The sequence below is a fragment of the Pseudomonas umsongensis genome, from assembly GCF_002236105.1.
Classification (GTDB): Bacteria; Pseudomonadota; Gammaproteobacteria; order Pseudomonadales; family Pseudomonadaceae; genus Aquipseudomonas; species Aquipseudomonas umsongensis.
In genome coordinates this window covers 14,207-37,115 of record NZ_NIWU01000006.1, presented here as the reverse complement: position 1 = coordinate 37,115, position 22,909 = coordinate 14,207, and the positions used below count along the sequence as shown (strand labels likewise).

Genomic DNA, 22,909 nt, shown 5'->3' with positions numbered 1-22,909 from the left:
CAACCTGGTAGTTCATGCGACCGGCCACAAGGATGTGGCCATTACAGGCCCTGGCATTCGTGTCGGGGCCTGTTCTATTCAAGGCAGAGATCGCAGCCTTCGGCAGCTCCTACATGGGTTTGTGTAGACCAGTAGGAGCTGCCGAAGGCTGCGATCTTTTGCTGTTGCCGTTATTCGGCGTCCAGATGCAGGGGCGTAACGACCTTGCCGTCTTTTTCCGCTTCGCCCAACTGGGCATCGATGAAGTACACACGGTCATCGGCGAGCTGGCCTTTATCGACCAGATAGTCCTTGATGCTGCTGGCGCGTTCCTGGCCCAGCTCACGCAACAGCACTTCGCTGGAACTCCAGAACTGGATAACCTGCTCGCGCATTTTCGCGGTGCGTTCTTCTTTGCCCAGGTCTTTCCATTCAGCAGGTGGCTGGACCTTCAGGCGTGTGCGGTAGATCCCTTCCAGCAGCGGACCTTTCTCGCTATCGGGTACCTCCAGCAAATTTGCCTTGGCCGGAACCTTGTCGCCACGGCGCTGGAGCATTTTGTAGTAGTTGTACTGATATTCCCGTTCCAGGCGTTGCTCGGCGAGCAGCGGGCCGTCGCTGCTCTTGGCGGCAGTGCCTTCGATTTCCAGGCGCAGGGCCGGACGTTCCTTCAGGGCTTGGGACAGTTTGACCAGTGCCGCTTCGGCGTCCTTGTTCAGTTCGCTTGAACCCGGGGCGAATGCCACGGTGCCCAGGTCTTGCGAGCCACCACCGGCCACCAGGCCACCAATGAGTTTGAACGGCGCGGCCGCGGCCTTGACGATCAGGTTGCGCAGGGTCTGCCAGACAATCGGCATCACGCTGAACTGTGGATTGTTCAGGTCACCGCTCACCGGCAGTTCAATGGAAATCTTGCCATCGACATCCTTGAGCAAGGCGATGGCCAGTTTCAATGGCAGGCTCACGGCGTCCGGGCTGTCGACCTTTTCGCCCAGTTGCAACTGTTCGACCACCACTTTGTTCTCAGCCTTGAGCTGGCCCTTGACGATCACGTAATGCAGATCGAGGTTGAGTCGGCCCTTGCGGATGCGATAACCGGCGAACTTGCCGGAGTAGGGGGTTAATGTGGTCAGTTCCACGCGTTTGAAGCTGGTGGCGATGTCGAGGCTGGCCATCGGGTCGAACGGGTTGACCGCGCCTTTGATGGTCACCGGTGCATAGCGGTCAACCTTGCCTTTGATGTCAACACTGGCCGGTTTTGCCTGACGGCTGTCTATGGTGCCGATCGAACCGTTGAGCTGCTGAATGGCGGTGGCGAAGTTCGGGGTCAGGCTGAAGTCGGCGAAATTCGCAGAACCGTCGTTGATGGCAATGCCGCCGATGTGGATGCCCAGGGGCTTGTCCTTGCTGGCGGTGGGTTTGGCGGCGGCGGGCTTGGCGCCGGCGTCGGCCGGTTGCGGGATCAGCAGGTCATCGATGTTGGTGGTCCGGTCATCGTTGATCATGAAGCGCGCATAGGGTTGCAGCAGATTGATCTTGTCGATCGACAGGCTGTCGCCGTGTTGGTAGTTCAGGCCTTCTACCACCAATTGTTGCCACTTGAGAAAGTCGCGGGTTTTCAGGGTGTCGAGGGTATGCAATTGATCGACCTGGGCGCGGCCGGTGACGCTGAGCGCCAGCGGATCGGTGCTTTTCAGGTTGACCGCCAGGTCGCTGCCGAGCATGCCACTGCGCAGTTCCAGGCGAATGAACGGGCTGATGTAGGACTGGGCGACGCGCAGGTCGATGTCCTTGGTCTGTACATTGAGTCGGGCGCTGACTGGGGCCAGGTTGACCTCGCCATCGGCCGTGAGCTTGCCCTGTTTGCCTACGCCGGTGTCGAGCTTGAGGAGGAAGGGCGAGCCATTGAGACTGTCGAACTTCTGTAAGTCGAGATTCAGCGGGCTCAGTTCCAGTTCCACCGCAGGTTGTGCTTTGCGGTCCGCCAGATGCACTTTGTAATCGCGCAATTGCACATCATTGAGAAGCACTTGCCACGGTTTGCCTGGCGTCGCGGGTTCGGGTTTCGGCGAATCGGCCGCCGCCGGGGTGCTCGGCGGTTCGGCGTTGGCCTTGGCCGCTGGTTTGGACGGTTGGCTGGCGAACAGTTTCTGCCAGTCGAGTTGCCCGTCGGCTTCCAGGGCTGCCCAGGTTTCCAGCTTGTGGCTGCGGATCTTGCCGACCACCACTTGTTGCTTGGCCAGGTCGACAGTGGTTTCGCTGATGTCCAGGCGTTCGAGTCTCGCCAGCGGCCGTCCATCCGGGGCCTTGATCGCGAAGGGGGCGATACTGACCGCGACATTGTTTAGCAGCAGTTCGGTTTGCTTGGACAGGTTGAGTTTGTAATCGGTACTGAGGCTGACTACGCCGCTTTCGAGGTCCAGCGGCACGGCGTCGCGCACATAGGGCCAGAAAGCTTTCATCTTGCCGTCGGTGATTTTCAGCTTACCTTCGGAGGCGAGTGGGATCAGGCTGAAGTTGCCGGTCCAGTCGATCTGACCGCCGTTGGGACCAATTGCCACCAGCGTCATGTTGGCACTGTCTTCCGGCAGGGTGCTGAGGTTCTTGAGTTCGAAATCGAGCTTGTCGTAGAGGAATTCGATGGCTTCGCTGGGGCGTGCATCCTTGAAGTGCAGCGATCCATCCACCAGTTTGATTCGGTCGATGCGCAGCGGGAATGGCTTGGCGTCAGGGTCGACGGGTGTCGGCTCGCTGGCCGGCAATTTGAACAACCCGATCAGGTTGAGCTTGCCGTCCTTGCCGAAGAGCACCTCGGTCTTGGATTTTTCCAGCTCGATATCCGACAGGTGCAGCGCTTTGGTCCAGAGGCTGTCGAGTTGCAGGTTGGCGTACAGGCGCTCGAAGCCGACCTGCTCCTTGCCGGGCTCGCCAATGTTCAGGCCCCAAAGGGTTACTTCAAGGCTGAACGGGTTGAGTTCGATCCGTTGGATCTTGGCGGGCGTCGTGGCGTAGTTGGCCAGTTGCTGGTTGGCAACGCGCAACGCGATGCCGGGCAAAATGAGAAAGCCCAGCAGACTGTAGAGGGCCAGAGCAGTCAACAAGGCGCCGATGGCGCGAATCAATCCTTTGTACATGTATGGCTTCATCTGTCTGGATCGGAGTGCCTTGGAGTATGGCACGCGATTTCGGTTCCGAAGTCCTTACATCGGGCAGGATTTATCTGAAAACAACGGCGACTTTCAGAGCTGCAGAATCAGGGTTTTCAGGGGCGGCTGCTGATCCATCGACGGGAAGTCGGCGCCCGGTTTCATGACGGTCCACTCGCGTACCGGACGGCCGGCCTTCTCGGCGCAACGCAAGACCTGCTCGCGCCAGTCGTCCATGCTGACCTTTGCCAGGTTGTTGCAGCAGATCAGCACGCCATTGTCTGCGGTGGTCAGCAATGCCGGCTTGAGCAGGCTCTGGTAGTCGCGCAGCAGGTCGACGGTGCCGAAAGCACTCTTGGCCCAGGCAGGCGGATCGAGCAGCACCAGGTCGTACTGGCGCTGTTCCAGGCGTTGATAGCTCGGCAGTTTCTGCCCGCGACGCTGGCTGATGGGCAGGCCGGCCAACTGGCGAATGGCCGGGAAGTAGTCGGACTGGATGAACTCCATGGTCGGCAGTTGCGGGTTGAGCAAGCCATTCTCGCGCCCGACCGCCAGGTTGCCTTCGGCGAAATCCAGGTTGCACACCTGGCTGGCACCACCGGCTGCGGCGCTGAGGCCGACCCCGCAGGTGTAGGCGAACAGGTTCAGCACGCGCTTGTTCTTGCTGTGCTCCTTGACCCAGCCACGGGTGTTGCGCAGGTCGAGGAACAACAGCGGGTCTTGCCCGGCATGGCGCCCGCGTACCCGGTAATTCAAGCCCCACTCGTGGCCAACCAGGTCTTGCAGTGCGGCTTCTTCGGCACGGTAGACGGTGTCTTCACGGTCGATGCGCGAGTTGCCACGGGAGCGGTCGTTATAGACCAGCAGGGTTTCCAGCCCCAGGTATTGATTGACGATTTCATGCAAGTGCAGCAACGCCTCGCGGTCCAGCGACTGATGGAAGCTTTGCACCATCAGTTGTGGGCCATAGCGGTCGATCGTCAGCCCTCCGGCGCCTTCCTGGCTGCCATGGAACAGGCGATAGCAGTCGGTGCCCTGGCTGTGCAACTCGGCCAGCAGGTCCTGGCGATGTTCAAGGGCGGCGCGCAGCGCCTGATTCAAGGAAGACATGCTGGGCGCCTTGCAGGAGGAATTGGGCGCGGGAGTTTAACAGCTTGAGCGCAGTAGCACTTGTAGGAGCGAGCATGCTCCGGGCGGCGTTCCGACGATGATCGTCAACGATGACGCTGGGTGCCTGACACTCCGCGCAGTATTCAAGTCCATCGCGAGCTCGCTCCTACGACAGGCCCATACGCCGTTTCGCACGATGCACCGAGCCATTGCGCACCGCCCAGCGCAGCATCGGCGCACTGCGATTGACACTGGCGCGGATCAGTTTGCGTTGCAGCGGCCCCTGGCTCACACCGAGCATGTCACTGGCCCAATCTGGCAGCAGGTCGATCCCGGCCTGCATCATCAACCCGCCGAAAGGCCGGGCCAAACGGCTGGGGGAGGGGGCGTTCAACAACAGTCGAAGTACTTCACGACTGCGTTCGTCGCACAACAGTTGCGGGCGAACGCGTTCAAGATAAGCGGCAATTTCCTGCCGGGAGCGCGGCACGTCGCGGGCGCCCAGGCGCTCGGCCACTAGTGCGATCTCTGCGTAATAACGATCCTGATCGGCCAGGGACAGCTGCGGATTTCGATAACGCAGGTGCGCTGCTAGGAAGTTGCTGACCTCGGCGACGTGCACCCAGGTCAGCAGGTCGGGATCGCTGGCGGCATAGGGCCGGCCATCGGGCGCGGTGCCGGTGATTTGCAGGTGGATGGTGCGCACCTTTTCGATCAGCCAGTCGGCGTCCTGTCGTGAGCCGAAGGTGGTGCCGGAGATGAATTGCCCGGTGCGGCGCAAGCGACCGAGCATATCCTCGCGGAAATTCGAATGGTCCCACACACCGGCCAAGGCCAGCGGGTGCAGCGCTTGCAGCATCAGGGCGCTGATACCGCCGATCAACATGCTGCTGAAGTCGGCGTGGACTTGCCAGCTCACTGAATCCGGTCCGAACAGCCCAGGATCGCCCTTGGGGTTTTCCAGGTCGAGCTTGCCCAGGGACAGGCCGGTCAGGCTCATGATCTGGGTTTCGATACGGCTGCGAATGAATTCCATGGTGTCCCGGTGATTTTCCGTAGGCGGCGGCAGTACGTTATTGGTTCAGGCGCTTGTCGATCAAGCCCTGGACCACGCTCGGGTCGGCCAGGGTCGAGGTATCTCCCAGGCTGTCCAGTTCGTTACAGGCAATCTTACGCAGAATGCGCCGCATGATCTTGCCCGAACGGGTTTTCGGCAAGGCCGGCGCCCATTGGATCAGGTCGGGCTTGGCGAAGCTGCCAATCTCCTTGCTGACGTGGGCCAGCAAGGTTTTCTTCAGTTCTTCGTTGGGCTCGACACCGTTCATGGGAGTGACGAAGGCGTAGATGCCCTGGCCCTTGACGTCATGGGGGTAACCGACCACGGCGGCTTCGGCGATGCTGTCGTGCAGCACCAGGGCGCTCTCCACTTCGGCAGTGCCGATGCGGTGCCCGGAGACATTGATGACGTCGTCGATGCGCCCGGTGATCCAGTAGTCACCGTCTTCGTCGCGGCGGGCGCCATCGCCGGTGAAATAGTAGCCGGGGTAGGGCTTGAAGTATGTGTCGACCATCCGTTGCGGATCGCCATAGACGCTGCGGATCTGCGCTGGCCAGCTTGATTTCAGGGCGAGCACGCCGCTCCCGGCGCCTTTGATTTCCTTGCCATGTTCGTCCAGTAACACCGGCTGCACGCCGAACATCGGTTGTGTCGCGCAGCCTGGTTTGATCCGTTGCGCACTGACCAGCGGGCTGAGCATGATGCCGCCGGTTTCGGTCTGCCACCAGGTATCGACAATTGGGCAGCGTTGTTCGCCGACGACATTAAAGTACCACTCCCACGCTTCCGGATTGATCGGCTCACCGACGGTGCCGAGCAATCTGAGGCTGGAGCGGGACGTTTCCTGCAACGGTTCTGCGCCCTCGCGCATTAGAGCGCGCAATGCGGTGGGGGCGGTGTAGAAGATATTCACTTTGTGCTTGTCGATCACCTGCCAGAACCTCGAGGTGCTCGGGTAGCTCGGCACGCCTTCGAAGATCAGGGTGGTGGCGCCATTGGCCAGGGGCCCGTAGACGATGTAGCTGTGGCCAGTGACCCAGCCGACATCGGCGGTGCACCAGAAAACTTCGCCATCGCGGTAGTCCAGGACATATTTGAAGGTCATTGCCGCTTGCAGCAGGTAGCCCCCCGTCGTGTGCAGCACGCCTTTGGGTTTACCGGTGCTGCCGGAGGTGTAGAGGATGAACAGCGGGTCTTCGGCGTCCATCGGCTCGGGCGGGCAGTCGTCGCCGACGTCACGCAGTGCCTGGTGATACCAGAGATCCCGGCCCTCGACCCAGTTCACCGGGTTCTGGGTCCGTTCCACCACGACCACGGTGCTGACATCCGGGCAGCTTTGCAGCGCCTTGTCGACATTGTGCTTGAGCGGCACGAACTTGCCTCCGCGCACGCCTTCATCGGCGGTAATCACTGTGCGACAGTCGGCGTCGAGGATCCGGTCGCGCAACGAATCCGGCGAGAAGCCACCGAACACCACCGAATGCACTGCACCGATGCGTGAGCAGGCGAGCATGGCGTAGGCGGCTTCAGGGATCATCGGCATGTAGATGCATACACGATCGCCTTTCTTCACGCCACGGCTCTTGAGCACGTTGGCCAGGCGGCAGACGTAATGGTGAAGCTTCTTGTAGGTGATTTGCGTGGATTCGGCGGGGTCGTCGCCTTCCCAGATGATCGCGGTCTGATCGCCGCGTGTTGCCAGGTGACGGTCGATGCAGTTGTAGCTGACGTTCAGCCTGGCGCCGGCAAACCAATGGGCTTCACCGGTTTTCAGATCGTAGCGCTGGACGGTTTGCCACGGTGTGCTCCAGTCGAGGAAGCGGGTGGCTTGTTCGGCCCAGAAGGTGCTGGGGTGCTCGATGGATTCGCGGTACAGGCGGTGATAGTCGTCCTGACTCAATTGTGCAGCCCGGCGCACGGCATCGGCTTTGGGGAACGTGCTGATATCGAACATGACGGTTCCTTCTTCTTGTTTGGCGACAAGAGGGGAGCTGCGCGACCCTCGTAGGAGCTGCCGAAGGCTGCGATCTTTTGACTTTGCTTTTAGAAGATCAAAAGATCGCAGCCTGCGGCAGCTCCTACAAGGTTAGTTCCCCGCAGGAACGGTGTCAGATCAGCCGCGGTGACGCCCGCGGAAGTAGTTGATCAAGCCCTGGGTAGACGCGTCGTCAGCCGGGGTTTCTTCGCTGCCGACCAGGCGGTTGTAGACGCCTTTGCCCAGCTCCTTGCCCAACTCCACACCCCATTGGTCGAAGGCGTTGATGCCCCATATCACGCTTTGTACGAAGACTTTGTGCTCGTACATCGCCACCAGCGCACCCAGGCGCCGCGGGCTGATACGCTCGACCACCAGGGTATTGCTCGGACGGTTGCCCGGGATCACCTTGTGCGGCGCAAGGCTCTGCACCTGTTCTTCGCTCATGCCTTTGTCACGCAGCTCGGCCTGGGCTTCGGCCAGTGTCTTGCCGAGCATCAGCGCCTGGCTTTGCGACAGGCAGTTGGCATACAGCCACTGGTGGTGGTCGGCCACCGGGTTGAAGCTGACGATCGGCACGATGAAGTCGGCCGGGATCAGTTGGGTGCCCTGGTGCAGCAACTGGTGGTAAGCGTGCTGGCCGTTGCAGCCTACACCGCCCCAGATCACCGGGCCGGTATCGGTGCTGACGGGCGTACCGTCCTGGCGCACGCTCTTGCCATTGGATTCCATGTCCAGCTGTTGCAGGTGCTTGGTAATGTTCCGCAGGTAGTGGTCGTACGGCAGGATCGCGTGGCTTTGCGCACCCCAGAAATTGCCGTACCAGACGCCGAGCAGGGCCAGCAGCACCGGCATGTTCTGTTCGAAAGGGGTGTTGAGGAAGTGCTGGTCCATGGTGTAGGCACCGGACAGCAGTTCCTTGAAGTTCGACATGCCAATGGCCAGGGCGATCGGCAGGCCGATGGCCGACCACAGCGAGTAACGCCCGCCGACCCAGTCCCACATCGGGAAGATGTTTTCTTCGCGGATGCCGAACGCCACGGCGGCAGCGTTGTTGCTCGATACCGCAATGAAGTGGCGATGCAACTCGGCTTCCGAACCACCTTGGGCCAGGTACCAGGCGCGTGCGGCCTGGGCGTTTTTCAGGGTTTCGAGGGTGTTGAAGGATTTCGACGAGACGATGAACAAGGTGGTCTCGGCGCGCAGTTTCAGCGCCAGTTCGTGGAACTCACTGCCATCGATGTTCGCCAGGTAGTGGCAGCGCACGCCTTTCTGGGCATAGGCCAGCAGGGCTTCGGACACCAGCTCGGGGCCGAGGAACGAACCGCCGATGCCGATGTTGACCACGTCAGTGATCGGCTTTTCGGAGTAGCCGCGCCACAGGCCGTCGTGGATGCGGCCCACCAGGTCAGTGATCTGGTTCAGCACCTTGTGCACTTCAGGCATCACGTTGACGCCGTTGACCGACAACTTGTCGCCAACCGGGCGACGCAGGGCGGTGTGCAGGGCGGGGCGTCCTTCGGAGGCATTGACGATTTCGCCATCGAACAGCGCCTTGATCGCGCCCTTGAGGTCGACTTCGTCGGCCAGGCCTACCAGCAGGTCACGGGTCTGGGCGTTGATCAGGTTTTTCGAATAGTCGAGAAACAGGCCGCAGCTACTGAGAGTGAATTGGGTAAAACGCTGCGGGTCGGCGTTGAACGCCTCGCGCATGTTGAAATCCTGCATGGCCTGGCGGTGGTCTTTCAACGCTTGCCAGGCGGGCAGGGCGGTCACGTCGTGGGGGGTGCGGTAGTACGCCATCGCTGCGGGTTTCCTTTTACTTGAACTGCCTTTAAGACACTGAAAATACCGGAATGTCCTGACCACCGTCTGAGTGGTATCCGGTTAGCCTGCGTGCACACGATTAAATAGCGCAGGCCGGTAACAGTAAACCCAGAGAGACGATCTGTCTTGGCTTTGTCGGACCTGCGACCGGTACTTTTTTATACCGGCGCAGTCGTGGGGGCGTTGTGGGGGGGAATTCAGGCGGGGGTGTCGAGGTTCAGGTGCAAATTGTCAATCAAGCGCGTCGTCCCCAGGAACGCCGCCACCAGGATGACCAGGTCGCGATCTTCCGGGGTTGCCGGGCGCAGGCTCATACCATGACGAATTTCCAGGTAGTCGGGGCGCAGGCCCGCCGCTTCGAGTTGTTGCAGCTTGGTGCGGATCAGGGCCGGGTAATCACGCTCACCCTGCCTGATCGCTTCGGCGATCTCGCTCAGCGTGCGATACACCACCGGTGCCACGGCGCGCTGGTCTTCGGTGAGGAAGCCATTGCGCGATGACAGTGCCAGGCCATCGGCCGCCCGTACCGTCGGCTCGCCGATGATCTGGATCGGCATGTTCAGGTCATGCACCAGCGCGCGAATGACCGCCAGTTGCTGGAAGTCTTTCTGGCCGAAGATCGCCAGGTCCGGCTGGACCATGTTGAACAGCTTGCTGACCACCGTTGCTACACCTTCGAAATGCCCTGGACGGCTGGCGCCGCACAGGCCTTCGGAAAGTTGCGGGACGCTGACGCGGGTCTGTCCGGCCATGCCGTCGGGGTACATCTCTTCAACGGTTGGCGCGAACAGCAGGTCGCAGCCCGCTTCAAGGAGTTTTTCCTGGTCTGCGGCGAGGGTGCGCGGGTATTTGTCGAGGTCTTCGCCGGCACCGAACTGCAGCGGGTTGACGAAGATGCTCGCGACCACGAAATCCACCCGTTGGGTGGCCTTGGTGATCAGTGCGACATGACCGCTGTGCAGGTTGCCCATGGTTGGCACGAAGCCGATGCGCTTGCCTTCACCGCGGGCACGGGCCACGGCGGCCCGCAGTTCGCGGACGGTTTTGACGGTGTTCATGCAGAGAATCCATGTTCGGTGCCAGGGAAAGTCGACGCCTTGACTTCGCTGACATAGGCGCTCAAGGCGGCCTGAATACTGGTTTGGCCGGTCATGAAGTTTTTCACGAACTTGGGGACGCGACCGGTAATGGACAGGCCCAGCATGTCATGCAGCACGAGTACCTGGCCGTCTGTGTGGTGGCCGGCGCCAATCCCGATGACCGGAATGTTCACGGCCTGGGTGATTTCTGCGGCCAGTTCGCTGGGCACGCATTCGAGCAGCAACATCGCCGCGCCGGCCTGCTCCAGGGCAATGGCATCGGCACGCATCTGCCGCGCCTGGTTTTCATTGCGACCCTGGACCTTGTAGCCACCGAGGATGTTCACCGATTGCGGGGTCAGGCCCATGTGGGCACAGACCGGAACGCCTCGTTCCGCCAGCAGGCGGATCGAGTCCGCCAACCACAATGCGCCTTCGACCTTGATCATGTGAGCGCCGGACTGCATCAGCAGGGCGCTGTTGGTCATGGTCTGTTCCGTGGTGGCGTAGGCCATGAAGGGCAAGTCGGCAAGGATCAAGGCGTCGGTGTTACCGCGTTTGACGGCCGCCACGTGGTAAGCCATTTCGGCGGTGGTCACTGGCAGGGTGCTGTCATGACCTTGCAGAACCATGCCGAGGGAGTCGCCCACCAGCAGCACTTCGACACCGGCCTGGTTGCAGGCGTGGGCGAAGGTTGCGTCATAGCAGGTCAGCATGGTGATTTTTTCACCTTTGTGCTTGAGACCTTGCAGAGTGGTCAGGGTGATGGCTGGCATGAAAAGTTCCTCATTCAGGCGCTGTGGAAACTACTGCGAGTAACGCGCGTGATTCTTCGTTAAATACAGGCGCACGGTCTTCTGTCGTGCTTTTAAGGCCTGGATTGCGCCCTTGATGCCGTGATGGCGGCAGCGGGACGCCTATAGTCGTGAGGAGAACGTGGGAAGTCAATTGCGTGTGTTACCGCATTGTTACGAGGAGGGTGTTACCGATGGGACTGATGCGTTTCAGCAGCCTTGGACCTTTTGTTCGACGCAAATCAATGTGGGAGCGGGCTTGCTCGCGAATACGGTGTGTCATACAAAATTGATCTCGACTGACACACCGCATTCGCGAGCAAGCCCGCTCCCACAGGGGGTTTGTGTCAATTTGTAGCCAGGCGTTCCAGGCCGACGAACGGGCACGCATTGAGCAATTCTGCCAGGCTGCGGCCATCAGCCAGGCGCAGATCCACAGGGGCCAATTCTGCCAATGGATAGAGCACAAAGGCCCGCTCGTGCATATGGTAATGCGGGACTTTGAGGCGAGGCTCGTCAATCAGGCGGTCACCGAACAGCAGGATGTCGAGATCCAGGGTGCGCGGCCCCCAGCGCTCAAGGCGCTCGCGGCCTTGGTCGTTTTCAATGGATTGCAAGGCGTCCAGCAGCTCAAGCGGTGCCAGAGTGCTGTCGAGAGCGGCAACCGCGTTGGTGTAGCGCGGTTGGCCAGGGAGCAACGAATCGCTTTGATAGAAGGCTGAAACCCCGACCAGTTCCGATTGCGGCAACTGTGCCAGCGCCAGGGTGGCGCTGCGCAGCTGTTCGGCGGGGTCAACGAGGTTGCTGCCCATGCCGATGTAGATGCGTTCCATGGATTACTCGCCCGTGGTGCTCGAAGCGTCTGCTGAACGCTTGCGCTTGGCGCCGCCGCTGCGACGACGTTTGCGTGGGCCGCCGGTGCCGTCGTCCTTGCCACTGAGGTCGCGAATCATGTCGCGCCGCTCACTGTCGTTGGCGTCCTGGTAGTCCGTCCACCATTCGCCCAGGCCATCGGTCTGCTCGCCCGCGCTTTCGCGTAGTAGCAGGAAGTCGTAACCGGCGCGGAATCGCGGATTGTCCAGCAGCAGGTCGGCACGTTTGCCGCTGCGCCGTGGCAGGCGCTCCTGCATGTCCCAGATCTCGCGGATCGGCATGGTGAAGCGTTTCGGGATCGCGATGCGCTGGCACTGCTCGGCAATCAGTTCGTGAGCCGCTTCCTGCATCGCCGGAATTGGCGGCATGCCACGGTCCTGCAGGCGCAATACGCGCGCCGGCAGGGCAGGCCAGAGCAGGGCGGCAAACAGGAACGCCGGGGTCACCGGTTTGTTCTGCTTGATACGCAGGTCGGTGTTGATCAGGGCTTCGCTGATCAGGGTATGGGTATAGGTCGGGTTGTATTCCAGTGCCTCGGCGCTCGCCGGGAACAGTGGATCGAACAATTGCAGGTCGACCAGCATTTCAAAAGTGTCAGCGGCGTGACCGGACAGGAACAGCTTGAGCACTTCTTCGAACAAGCGGGCTGACGGGATCTCGCGCAGCATGGGGGCCAGCTCGCGGATAGGCGTGGCGCTGTGTTTTTCGATGCCGAAATTCAGCTTGGCGGCAAAACGCACGGCCCGCAGCATCCGCACCGGATCTTCCTGGTAGCGCTGCTTGGGGTCGCCAATCAAGCGGATCAGTTGGTTGCGAATGTCGTGTACGCCGTTGGCGTAATCGAGAATGCGTTCGCTGACCGGGTCGTAATACAGGGCGTTGATGGTGAAGTCGCGACGTTGGGCGTCTTCTTCCAGGGTCCCGTAGACGTTATCGCGCAGGATGCGCCCGCTTTCGTTGCGCGAAGATTGATTGGTGTCTTCCTCTTCGTCGTTTTGCGGGTGATTGGCGCGGAAGGTCGCGACTTCGATGATTTCGCGGCCAAAGTGGATGTGTACCAGTTTGAACCGGCGGCCGATGATCCGTGCATTACGGAATTCTGCCCGTACCTGTTCGGGTGTGGCACTGGTGGCGACGTCAAAGTCTTTCGGCGTGATGCCGAGCAGCATGTCTCGCACACAGCCGCCGACCAGATAGGCCTGGTACCCGGCGCCCTGTAGGCGTTCGACGATGTTCACCGCGTAACGGCTGAATTGCGCCTTTTGCAGCGAATGTTGACCGCTGTTGAGCACTTCAGGCGTGCTGCGAATGTGTTGCGTACGACGCAGGGGAGTACGGAATGACTGGAACAGCTTCTTCAGCATGGGATGCACTGTTTGAAGGAATGTTCGGCCAAAACGAAGAATGACCGCATGATGGGCGGGGATTCTAGCATTTAGTCGGGGGATGGTGTAGGACACAGCAGATTTGAGGTGTAGGCAGGTTTCCAAATCGCAGAAACCACAAGGGGAGCCGAAGCTCCCCAAGAAGTAGTTGCATGCTCTATTTTTGTTATTGGTTTCGGGCTTCTTGTTTTTGTTGAGTGCCCTTGTCATGAAGCTTTCCTTCATGACCCTCCCAATCGGGAGCCAAGAGCAAACGGATTGCTTTGGTCGCTGTGCTGCAGTGATCTTGCGATCCAACCAGTTCAGGCTCTGTCTTAAGACAGTTTTTTGTTGTTCTCGGCCTGGTCGTGGGGCAAGCCCCAAATACAACGCCTCTCCAAAAGAATCAGTTAGCTGCGCCTCTCGCCGTCTTGTTTTTATTGTGCGTGAGTCGATTCGTCTTATTTTTATTGTGTTGTTCGTTGCTTGTTATTGTTCTTGTACCAAACATATAGCAGGGTGCGTGCCAACTTTTGCGAACCCCAGTAAAACAAGGGGTTAGGTGCGTCGAGGGGGTCAACAAGGGCCAAAAAAAACCGGGGCTTCGTTACCGTAAGCCCCGGTTCTGTTACGTGAAAAACCTGAGGTAACAGTTTTTTCACAAAATCATGTGTTACCCGCACATGAGACAGGCGGCGTTCAGCTCTCGCTTGGTACCCCAGTCTTGCGCCGCGGGATGCCCAGGCGCTGACGGCGTTCCCACAGGCACTTGCGACTGACCCCCAGTTTGCGCGCCAGTTCGGTTTCGGTCATGTGATCCTGATGCTCGAGCACGAAGTGCTGGAAGTAGTCTTCCAGGGACAGGTCTTCGGTCGGCTCATGGTTATTGTTGCCGGCGTTGCTGCCACCTTGTTGCGGAGGCAGGCCGATGAACTCGTCGTCTTCCAGGTCGCCCAGTTCGATGTCGATGCCCAGCAGCTCGGCGGAAATTTCCGGGCTCTCGCACAGGATGACGGCGCGCTCGACCGCGTTTTCCAGCTCGCGAACGTTGCCTGGCCACGAGTAATGACGAATGGCTTGCTCGGCGTCCGGGGCGAACTTCAGGTCTGTCCGGTTGATTCGTGCGCTTTGGCGCGCCAGGAACGCATTGGCGATTTCATTGACGTCCGCGCCACGCTCGCGCAGGGCTGGCAGTTTCAGGGCAATCACGTGAAGCCGGTAATACAGGTCTTCACGGAACTGGCCGATCTTCGCCAGGCTCTTGAGATCGCGGTGGGTTGCAGCAATCAGGCGCACATCGACTTTCTGCGACTGGACCGAACCCACTCGGCGAATTTCACCTTCCTGCAGCACGCGCAGCAGGCGCGCCTGGGCTTCCAGTGGCAGCTCACCGATTTCATCGAGGAACAAGGTGCCTCCGTCCGCCGCTTCCACAAGGCCGGCACGTCCAGCGCTGGCGCCAGTGAATGCGCCTTTCTCGTGGCCGAACAGTTCGGACTCGATCAGGCTTTCCGGAATGGCTGCGCAGTTCACCGAAATCATCGGCGCCTTGGCCCGCCTGGAAAGGTTGTGCAGGGCGCGCGCCACCAGTTCTTTACCAGTGCCGGACTCGCCCTGGATCAGCACATTGGAGTCCGTCGGCGCGACTTTGCGGATCTTGCCATACAGGTCCTGCATCGGTGGGCACGAGCCGATGATGCCGATTTCACCGTTACTGTTGTCGCTACCGGCTTTGGCGGCAGCGTTGGCGACTTTGCCAACGACCGGTTCGCCGCTGGCTTGCGCCGTTTGCCGGTCACGCAGGATGCGCGCGACGGCCTGGAGCATTTCGTCGTGGTCGAAAGGCTTGGCGATGTAATCCACCGCGCCCATTTTCATCGAATCCACCGCCGAGCGCAGGCTGGCATAGCTGGTCATGATCAGCACCGGAGTGCCCTGGCCAAGCTTGATCAACTCGGTACCCGGCGCGCCCGGCAGGCGCAGGTCACTGACGATCAGGTCGAACGTGTTAATGGTGAAGCGTTCTTGTGCTTCCTGCACTGAACCGGCTTCGCTGACCTGGTACTGGTTACGTTCCAGCAGGCGGCGCAAGGCGGAGCGGATAATGGTTTCGTCTTCGACGATCAAAATGTGCGGCATTGATTCGATACTCTCGACGGTCTCAGTTCACAGCGGACGTCGCTTCGACATGACGCGGTAAGGTCACCCGGATACGGGTGCCGCGTTGGCTCTGAACATCAGCCGGGCTGTCGATGGTGATTTGTCCATAATGCTCTTCAACGATGGAATAGACCAGTGCAAGGCCCAGGCCGGTACCTTCACCCGGGTCCTTGGTGGTGAAGAAGGGTTCGAACAATCGATCCATGATGCTCGATGGAATGCCGCTGCCTTCGTCCTCCACGATCAAGTCGACCGTGTGTTCGCCGGCTTCGCTCTTGACCCGCACCGCGCTGCCGGGAGGCGAGGCGTCGCGGGCGTTTGAGAGCAGGTTGATCAATACCTGGGCGAGCCGCTGCGGATCGCCTTCGACCCAGTGGTCGGGATCGCACAGGTTATAGAACTGCACTTCGAAATTGCGCCGGTTCAGGGCCAGCAGGCCGATGGCGTCCTGGGCCACTTCCGCCAGACAGACGGGCTCGTCGCTGTGCTGGTGGCTGCCGGCATGGGCAAAGCTCATCAGCGACTGGACGATGCGCGAGACGCGCTTGGTCTGTTCGAGGATCTGCCCGCTGATTTCCTTGAGTTCGCCGTCTTCCTCGCGCTCTTCGCGCAGGTTCTGCGCCAGGCAGGCGATACCGGTGATCGGGTTGCCGATTTCGTGGGCCACGCCCGCGGCCAGGCGACCGATGCTGGCCAGGCGCTCGGAGTGCACCAGTTTGTCTTCGAGCATCTGGGTTTCGGTCAGGTCTTCCACCAGCAGCACCAGGCCACTGTTGCCCGGTGCGAGGGGTTCGTCGATCGCCGCTTTGTGCAGGTTCAGCCAGCGGGTCTGGCCGTCAAGGGCCAGGTGCTGTTTGTGCAAATGCTCATCCGGGACATTGATGAAGCCTTGCAGCAATTCTTTCCATGGATCGGCAATGGTGCTCAGGCGCGAACCGACCACGCGCTGCGCGGCGATGCCGGTCAACTCCTCCATGGCTTTGTTCCACATGAGGATTTCCTGGTCCTTGGCCAGCGAGCAGACGCCCATCGGCAATTCCTGCAGGGTCTGGCGGTGATAGCGGCGCAGGGCATCGAGTTCGGCGGCCAGGCCGGTCAGGCGCGAATGGTAATCCTCGAGGCGGCTTTCGATGAAGTGGATGTCCTCGGTGACATAGTTTTCGCCGCCGGCCTTGTAGGGCAGGAACGTCTCGACCATGTCCTGGGCCACGCTTGGCCCCATCAGGCCGGACAAATTGGCTTCGATCCGGTCGCGTAAGCGGCGCAAGGCGTACGGTCGACGCTCGTCGAAGGGCAGGTAGAGATCGCGCAGGGCTTGTTCGACTTCCTTCTGCGCAGCCTTGGCTCCCAGCGGTTTGGCCAGCTGAGTGGCGAATTCCTGGGGCGAGGCGGCGTGCAGCTCCCGGCGTTGCGGGCGGCGCACGTTGTCCACGGCACAGGCTTCGGCGGCGCTGGCCTCTTCAGTGCTGGCATTGGTGAACAGCGAAATCAGGGTGAACATCAGTACGTTGGCGGCCAGGGAGGCGATCGCAGCCATGTGCCAACTGGTGTCGTCGAGCACGTAGATCATGTTCAACAACGGTATGTAGAAGCCCTGCAGGTTGCCGACCAGCGGTAGCAACATGGTCACCAGCCACACCAGGATCCCCGCCAGCAGCCCGGCGATGAAGCCGCGACGGTTGGCGGTCGGCCAATACAGGACCGACAGCACGCCCGGCAGGAACTGCAGCGTGGCCACGAAGGCGACGATGCCGAGGTTGGCCAGGTCCTGCTCCGCACCCAGCAGCAGGTAGAAACCGTAGCCGGCCATGATGATGGCGACGATCAGGGCGCGACGGGTCCACTTCAACCAACGGTAGATGTTGCCTTCAGCCGGTGGCTGGTACAGCGGCAGCACCAGGTGGTTCAAGGCCATGCCCGACAGGGCCAGGGTGGTGACGATGATCAGGCCGCTGGCCGCAGACAGGCCGCCGACATAGGCCAGCAGTGCCAGGGCCTTGCTGTTGGCCGCGATGCCGATGCCCAGGGTGAAATATTCCGGGTTGGTGGTGGCGCCGAGTTTCAGGCCGGCCCAGAGAATCAGCGGCACTGCCAGGCTCATCAGCAGCAGGAACAGCGGCAAGCCCCAGCTCGCGCTGACCAGCGAGCGCGGATTGAGGTTTTCGGTGAAGGTCATGTGGTACATGTGCGGCATGACGATCGCCGAAGCGAAGAACACCAGCAACAGCGTGCGCCAAGGGCCTTCCTGCAGTGGCGTGTGCAGCGCGGCCAGGGCGGTCTGGTTTTGCAGCAGCCACAACTCCAGTTGTTGCGGGCCGTCGAATACGCCATACAGCGCATAGAGGCCGACGCCGCCGAGGGCGATCAGCTTGATCACCGACTCGAAGGCGATCGCGAACACCAGGCCTTCATGTTTTTCCCGGGTGGCGATGTGCCGGGAGCCGAAGAAAATCGTGAACAGCGTGATCAGTGCGCAGAAACTCAGCGCCACGCGATGCTGTACCGGCTCGCGGGTGAGGATGCCGATGGAGTCGGCGACTGCCTGGATCTGCAGCGCCAGCAGGGGCAATACCCCGACCAGCATGAAAATCGTGGTCAGCGCGCCGGCCCAGGTGCTGCGAAAGCGGAACGCGAACAGATCGGCCAGGGATGACAGCTGATAGGTTCGGGTGATCTTCAGGATTGGATACAGCAGCACCGGCGCCAGCAGAAACGCGCCGGAAACACCCAGGTAGCTGGACAGGAAGCCGTAGCCATACTGATAGGCCAGGCCCACGGTGCCATAAAATGCCCAGGCACTGGCGTAGACCCCCAGGGACAAGGTGTACGTCAGCGGGTGGCGAATGATCGCCCGCGGGATCATGCCCCGTTCGCTGACCCAGGCTACGCCGAACAGCACCGCCAGGTACGCGGCGCTGATCAGGATCATCTGGGTCAGGCTAAAGCTCATCGGCATCTTTTTGGCTCTGCAGGATGAAGGTCACGACGATCAGGATCAGCCAGAGCAGATAAGGGCGATACCAGGCGCCGGTGGCGTCGATCCACCAATCCATGATGGCCGGGGAAAACAGATAAATCCCCACTACCAGGAGCAGGACCAAGCGATAGATGTACATCCCGGCCTCTCTTTTTTATGCCCGTGCCCGAAAACGTGCGGCGATGGTAACGGATGGGCGCGCCACTGCAAGCACGATCACTGTAGCTGCGCCTCGGGCAGGCTCAGTGTGCGCGGGATCAACCGGGCATCCCAGTGGGCAATGCCCCAATCCAGCACTTCCCGTGGCGTGGCGTAGGCCAGTTCGGCACCGGGTTTTTGTCCCAGGGCGCGCAAGGCTCGCAACAACAACGGCGTAGCCTGATCTGCGGTGAGCGGCGGCGAACGGTAGGACTTGCCGAGTTTGTTGCCATCGGGCTGGGTGATCAGCGGGATGTGCAAGTAGCGCGGCTGGCGCAGGCCGAGAAGCTCCTGCAGGTAGAGCTGGCGCGGCGTGGAATCGAGCAGGTCGGCACCGCGCACGATGTCGGTGATGCCTTGCCAGGCATCGTCCAGCACCACCGCCAGTTGATAAGCATAGAGCCCGTCGCGCCGGCGAATCACGAAATCACCGACATCCCGGCCCAGATGCTGGTGAAACTCGCCTTGCACCCGATCAATGAAGTGGTAATCAAGTTCGGGGACGCGAATGCGAATGGCGGCATCTTCGGTGCCGTGTCCGGCATTGCGGCACAACCCCGGATAGATGCCGTGGTACGGCTCCAGTTGTTTGCGCGAGCAGGTACAGGCGTAGGCCAGGCCCTGGCTGAACAGGCGATCGAGCACTTGGGCATAGGCATCGTGACGGTCGCTCTGGCGCACCATCTGGCCATCCCACTCGAAACCATAGCTCTCCAGTGCCTTGAGGATTGCGGCCTGAGCGCCGGGCTCTTCGCGGGGCGGGTCGAGATCCTCCATGCGCATCAACCAGCGCCCACCCACCGAGCGCGCGTCGAGGTACGAGGCCAATGCAGCAACCAGCGAGCCGAAGTGCAGGTGACCACTGGGCGTGGGGGCGAAGCGGCCGATGTAGCTGGGGGAGGTGATGGCGGTCATGAATGCAATGTTACGTTGTCCGGTCGTGCGCAAGTCCCATGTGGGAGCGAGCCTGCTCGCGAAAGCTGAGTGTCAGCCTGCATCAATATTGGGCCTGGAAGCCCCTTCGCGAGCAGGCTCGCTCCCACAGGTTTCCTGTCGAAGCATACGTCAGAAACAAAAACGGAGCGTTCGCACGCTCCGTTCTTTACTCAAGTCGATATTACTTGCCGACTTGCTTTTCCTTGATTTCCGCCAGAGTCTTGCAGTCGATGCACAGGTCAGCGGTAGGGCGTGCTTCAAGACGCTTGACGCCGATCTCGATGCCGCAGGACTCACACCAGCCGTACTCTTCGTCTTCGATCAACTGAAGCGTCTTGTCGATCTTCTTGATCAACTTGCGCTCACGATCGCGGGCTCGAAGCTCGAGAGCGAACTCTTCTTCCTGGCTGGCACGGTCTGCCGGGTCAGGGAAGTTGGCCGCTTCGTCCTTCATGTGGTCCACAGTCTTGTCGACACCTTCCATCAGCTCTTTTTTCCACTGATTCAGAACCTTGGTGAAGTGTTTGCGCATGGGCTCGCCCATGTACTCTTCGCCAGCTTTCTGAACATAGGGCTCGAAGCCGCTGATCGCCTGATTCGCTTGTTGCTTTGCTTGGGTGGACATGAAATAGACCGCCTCTACTCTTGTAATCCATCTGCGCAGGATTGCTCCATCACCGGCACCTGCCGGCCCTGCGGCTGCAAGCGGGCGAACTTACCAGATCAAATCAGACCGCGCTACTCCCGGATGTCGAGGCCGCGGCCTGCGGCGCTTTCAAATGATGGCAAAGCGTTGCCTGGTGGCTCTGGAACCCTGCTCAATTAATGATTTTAGTCAAACCCCGGGCACTCGCTCAGTTCGTTTGTGCCTGGGTCATAAGGCCTCTGACCGCTTTAGGTTCTCGCTCGTTCCTGCGCTTGGGTAGAATTGGTTCTTTTCCCTGTTGAAGGAAGGCCAATGGCTCAGTCCTACAGTGCCCGCAGTCGCGCAATCGAACCTTTCCATGTCATGGCGTTGCTCGCGCGGGCCAATGAATTGCAGGCTGCAGGTCACGATGTGATCCACCTGGAAATCGGCGAACCGGACTTCACAACCGCCGAGCCGATCATCCGCGCCGGACAGGCGGCACTGGAGGGGGGCAAGACGCGTTACACCGCCGCGCGCGGAATCCCCGAGCTGCGCGAGGCTATTGCGGGCTTTTATCAGCAGCGTCATGGCTTGAACATCGACCCGCGACGCATCCTCATCACGCCCGGCGGTTCCGGTGCGTTGCTGCTGGCCAGTGCCTTGTTGGTCGATCCGGGCAAGCACTGGCTGCTCGCCGACCCGGGTTACCCGTGCAACCGGCACTTCCTGCGCCTGGTGGAAGGCGCCGCGCAGCTAGTCCCGGTGGGGCCGGACGTGCGTTATCAACTGACGCCGGATCTGATTGAGCGGCATTGGGACCAGGACAGTGTGGGCGCACTGGTGGCCTCACCGGCCAACCCGACCGGTACGATCCTCACCCGCGACGAGCTGGCGCAACTGTCCCAGGCCATCAAACAGCGCCACGGTCACCTGGTGGTGGACGAGATTTATCACGGCCTGACCTACGGCACCGATGCGGCCAGCGTGCTGGAAGTCGACGACAGCGCCTTTGTGCTGAATAGTTTTTCTAAATATTTCGGCATGACCGGCTGGCGTCTTGGCTGGCTGGTAGCGCCGGATGCGGCGGTGAGTGAGCTGGAAAAGCTCGCGCAAAACCTCTATATCAGCGCGCCTAGCATGGCCCAGCACGCGGCGTTGGCCTGTTTTGAACCGGCGACCATCGCGATCCTGGAAGAACGTCGCGCCGAATTTGGTCGTCGTCGCGACTACCTGCTGCCAGCCTTGAGAGCGCTTGGTTTCGGTATCGCCGTCGAGCCGGAAGGCGCGTTCTACCTGTATGCCGATATCAGCAAGTTCGGCGGCGATGCCTTCGCGTTCTGCCGTCATTTCCTCGAAACCGAGCATGTCGCGATTACGCCCGGGCTGGACTTCGGCCGGTATCAGGCCGGGCATCATGTGCGGTTTGCCTACACCCAAAACCTTGAGCGCTTGCAGGAAGCGGTGGAGCGTATCGGGCGTGGCTTGCGGAGCTGGCAAGGCTGATGCGTTTTCATCCCCCACTCGAAGAAGGTCGGCTGATTCGCCGCTACAAGCGTTTTCTCGCCGATATCGAAACCGTCGATGGTGAGTTGCTGACTATTCATTGCCCTAACACGGGCTCGATGCTCAATTGTCAGGTCGAAGGCGGGCAGGTCTGGTTCAGTCGCTCCAATGACCCCAAGCGCAAGTTGCCCGGCACCTGGGAAGTCGGCGAAACCCCGCAAGGGCGCTTGTTCTGCGTGAATACCGGGCGGGCCAATGGCTTGATCGAAGAGGCGTTGCGAGCGGGGGTGATCACCGAGTTGAACGGCTTCACCGAGCTCAAGCGCGAAGTCGCTTACGGTCAGGAAAGCAGTCGCATCGATTTCCGCCTCGAGTACCCGAGCGGGCACGCGTACGTGGAAGTAAAAAGTGTCACCCTGGGCTATGAAGGCACGGCTGTGGCGGCGTTCCCCGATGCGGTGACCCAGCGCGGGGCCAAGCATTTGCGGGAGTTGGCCCATCTGGCTCGGGACGGGATTCGTGCGGTGCAATTGTATTGCGTCAATCTCAGCGGCATCGAAGCGGTGCGTCCGGCGCAAGAAATCGATTCAGCCTACGCACAGGCCTTGCGTGAGGCCGTGGCGTGCGGGGTTGAAGTGTTGGCCTACGGTGTTCGCCTGACCCATGAGGAGATGGTGGTGGACCGGCGTCTTGAAGTATTGCTCGGCGGTTAGAGGCTGACCCAGATGCCTTGTGCGTCTTCGCGACAATCGACACGGGTCAGCGATTGTCCTGCGCAAGGGCCGGCGACACATTCGCCGTCCTCGATCAGGAACAGGGCGCCATGGGTGGCGCACTGGATCAGGCTGTTACTGGGGTCGAGGAATTGGTCAGGGGTCCATTCGAGTCCGACGCCACGGTGCGGGCAGCGATTGATGTAGACGTAGACCTGGCCGCCCCGGCGTACGGCGAACAACTTCTGGCCGTCGAGGTTGAAACCGCGGCTGCTGGCGTCGGCCAGTTCAATGCCGGTACACAGAAATTTCATGCTGATCCTCAGGTCGCAAGCACTGACCAAATAGCTGAGTTGCCCAATGCAAACCCGTTTCAGATGCTCAGGATACTGGCTGCAGCGTTGCGCGACTTTCCCGCGGGCAAAAAAAGACCCGGCAAGAGCCGGGTCAAATAACCGTGATTAGCCTGATGAGGAGATAATCTGAGAGTCCGAACCAAGGGCTTTTCAGAATATCGACCAGTCTCGCGACCAGTTGTGATAATCATATCGATTCTCATTACCAAGTCAACAGGTGATTTCCATTTACCT

General features: G+C 60.6%; 17 protein-coding genes. 2 read left to right on the top strand and 15 right to left on the bottom strand.

Annotation, left to right across the window (positions count from 1 at the left end; translation table 11 throughout):
• Nucleotides 1-170: 170 nt before the first annotated feature.
• The 14 genes from PSUM_RS24520 to dksA form a co-directional block, all read right to left on the bottom strand.
• Complete coding sequence (locus PSUM_RS24520) at nt 171-3,125, bottom strand: DUF748 domain-containing protein (RefSeq protein ID WP_083349762.1); 2,955 nt, start codon at nt 3,123-3,125, stop codon at nt 171-173.
• A gap of 93 nt (nt 3,126-3,218) precedes the next feature.
• Nucleotides 3,219-4,235: a class I SAM-dependent rRNA methyltransferase gene (locus PSUM_RS24515; RefSeq protein ID WP_020798599.1), complete on the bottom strand. Its 1,017-nt coding sequence runs from the start codon at nt 4,233-4,235 to the stop codon at nt 3,219-3,221.
• A gap of 166 nt (nt 4,236-4,401) precedes the next feature.
• Nucleotides 4,402-5,271 (bottom strand): oxygenase MpaB family protein, encoded by an 870-nt coding sequence (locus tag PSUM_RS24510; RefSeq protein WP_020798598.1) that lies wholly within the window; start codon nt 5,269-5,271, stop codon nt 4,402-4,404.
• Nucleotides 5,272-5,308: 37 nt separating this feature from the next.
• On the bottom strand, nt 5,309-7,246 hold the full coding sequence (acs, locus tag PSUM_RS24505) for an acetate--CoA ligase (RefSeq protein WP_020798597.1): 1,938 nt from the start codon (nt 7,244-7,246) through the stop codon (nt 5,309-5,311).
• A gap of 159 nt (nt 7,247-7,405) precedes the next feature.
• Entirely contained in the window at nt 7,406-9,070 is a 1,665-nt protein-coding gene (gene pgi, locus PSUM_RS24500; protein ID WP_020798596.1) for a glucose-6-phosphate isomerase, read from the bottom strand.
• 221 nt (nt 9,071-9,291) lie between these two features.
• Nucleotides 9,292-10,152: a pantoate--beta-alanine ligase gene (panC, locus tag PSUM_RS24495; protein ID WP_020798595.1), complete on the bottom strand. Its 861-nt coding sequence runs from the start codon at nt 10,150-10,152 to the stop codon at nt 9,292-9,294.
• Nucleotides 10,149-10,949, bottom strand: coding sequence for a 3-methyl-2-oxobutanoate hydroxymethyltransferase (panB, locus tag PSUM_RS24490; RefSeq protein ID WP_020798594.1), 801 nt, complete (start codon nt 10,947-10,949; stop codon nt 10,149-10,151). The genes panC and panB overlap by 4 nt, the downstream gene beginning before the upstream one ends.
• Nucleotides 10,950-11,314: 365 nt before the next feature.
• Nucleotides 11,315-11,800 carry a 2-amino-4-hydroxy-6-hydroxymethyldihydropteridine diphosphokinase gene (folK, locus tag PSUM_RS24485; protein ID WP_020798593.1) on the bottom strand — a complete coding sequence of 162 codons (486 nt, stop codon included), beginning with the start codon at nt 11,798-11,800 and terminating at the stop codon, nt 11,315-11,317.
• A gap of 3 nt (nt 11,801-11,803) precedes the next feature.
• Nucleotides 11,804-13,204, bottom strand: coding sequence for a polynucleotide adenylyltransferase PcnB (locus PSUM_RS24480; protein ID WP_020798592.1), 1,401 nt, complete (start codon nt 13,202-13,204; stop codon nt 11,804-11,806).
• Between the two features lie 699 nt (nt 13,205-13,903).
• Nucleotides 13,904-15,343: a sigma-54-dependent transcriptional regulator gene (locus tag PSUM_RS24475; protein WP_020798591.1), complete on the bottom strand. Its 1,440-nt coding sequence runs from the start codon at nt 15,341-15,343 to the stop codon at nt 13,904-13,906.
• A gap of 22 nt (nt 15,344-15,365) precedes the next feature.
• Nucleotides 15,366-18,320: a sensor histidine kinase gene (locus PSUM_RS24470; protein ID WP_162276369.1), complete on the bottom strand. Its 2,955-nt coding sequence runs from the start codon at nt 18,318-18,320 to the stop codon at nt 15,366-15,368.
• The gene (locus PSUM_RS24465) at nt 18,304-18,480 is read right to left on the bottom strand and encodes a hypothetical protein (protein ID WP_003176118.1); all 177 of its coding nucleotides are present in this window, start codon (nt 18,478-18,480) and stop codon (nt 18,304-18,306) included. Before PSUM_RS24465 ends, PSUM_RS24470 begins: the two co-directional genes overlap by 17 nt.
• A gap of 77 nt (nt 18,481-18,557) precedes the next feature.
• A complete protein-coding gene (gene gluQRS / locus PSUM_RS24460; protein WP_083349761.1) occupies nt 18,558-19,454 on the bottom strand; it encodes a tRNA glutamyl-Q(34) synthetase GluQRS in 897 nt (298 codons plus the stop codon).
• A gap of 202 nt (nt 19,455-19,656) precedes the next feature.
• A complete protein-coding gene (gene dksA, locus PSUM_RS24455; protein WP_008058386.1) occupies nt 19,657-20,100 on the bottom strand; it encodes an RNA polymerase-binding protein DksA in 444 nt (147 codons plus the stop codon).
• A 333-nt stretch (nt 20,101-20,433) separates the two neighbouring features.
• Between dksA and PSUM_RS24450 the strand changes: the two genes are divergently transcribed.
• Together PSUM_RS24450 and sfsA are read left to right on the top strand one after the other, a co-directional pair.
• Complete coding sequence (locus PSUM_RS24450) at nt 20,434-21,606, top strand: pyridoxal phosphate-dependent aminotransferase (RefSeq protein WP_020798588.1); 1,173 nt, start codon at nt 20,434-20,436, stop codon at nt 21,604-21,606.
• Nucleotides 21,606-22,319, top strand: a complete 714-nt coding sequence (sfsA, locus tag PSUM_RS24445) for a DNA/RNA nuclease SfsA (protein WP_020798587.1) — start codon at nt 21,606-21,608, stop codon at nt 22,317-22,319. The genes PSUM_RS24450 and sfsA overlap by 1 nt, the downstream gene beginning before the upstream one ends.
• On the opposite strand, the gene PSUM_RS24440 is transcribed toward sfsA, so the two are convergent.
• Nucleotides 22,316-22,633, bottom strand: coding sequence for a Rieske (2Fe-2S) protein (locus tag PSUM_RS24440; protein ID WP_020798586.1), 318 nt, complete (start codon nt 22,631-22,633; stop codon nt 22,316-22,318). The two genes, sfsA and PSUM_RS24440, sit on opposite strands and share 4 nt — an antisense overlap.
• Nucleotides 22,634-22,909 lie beyond the last annotated feature (276 nt).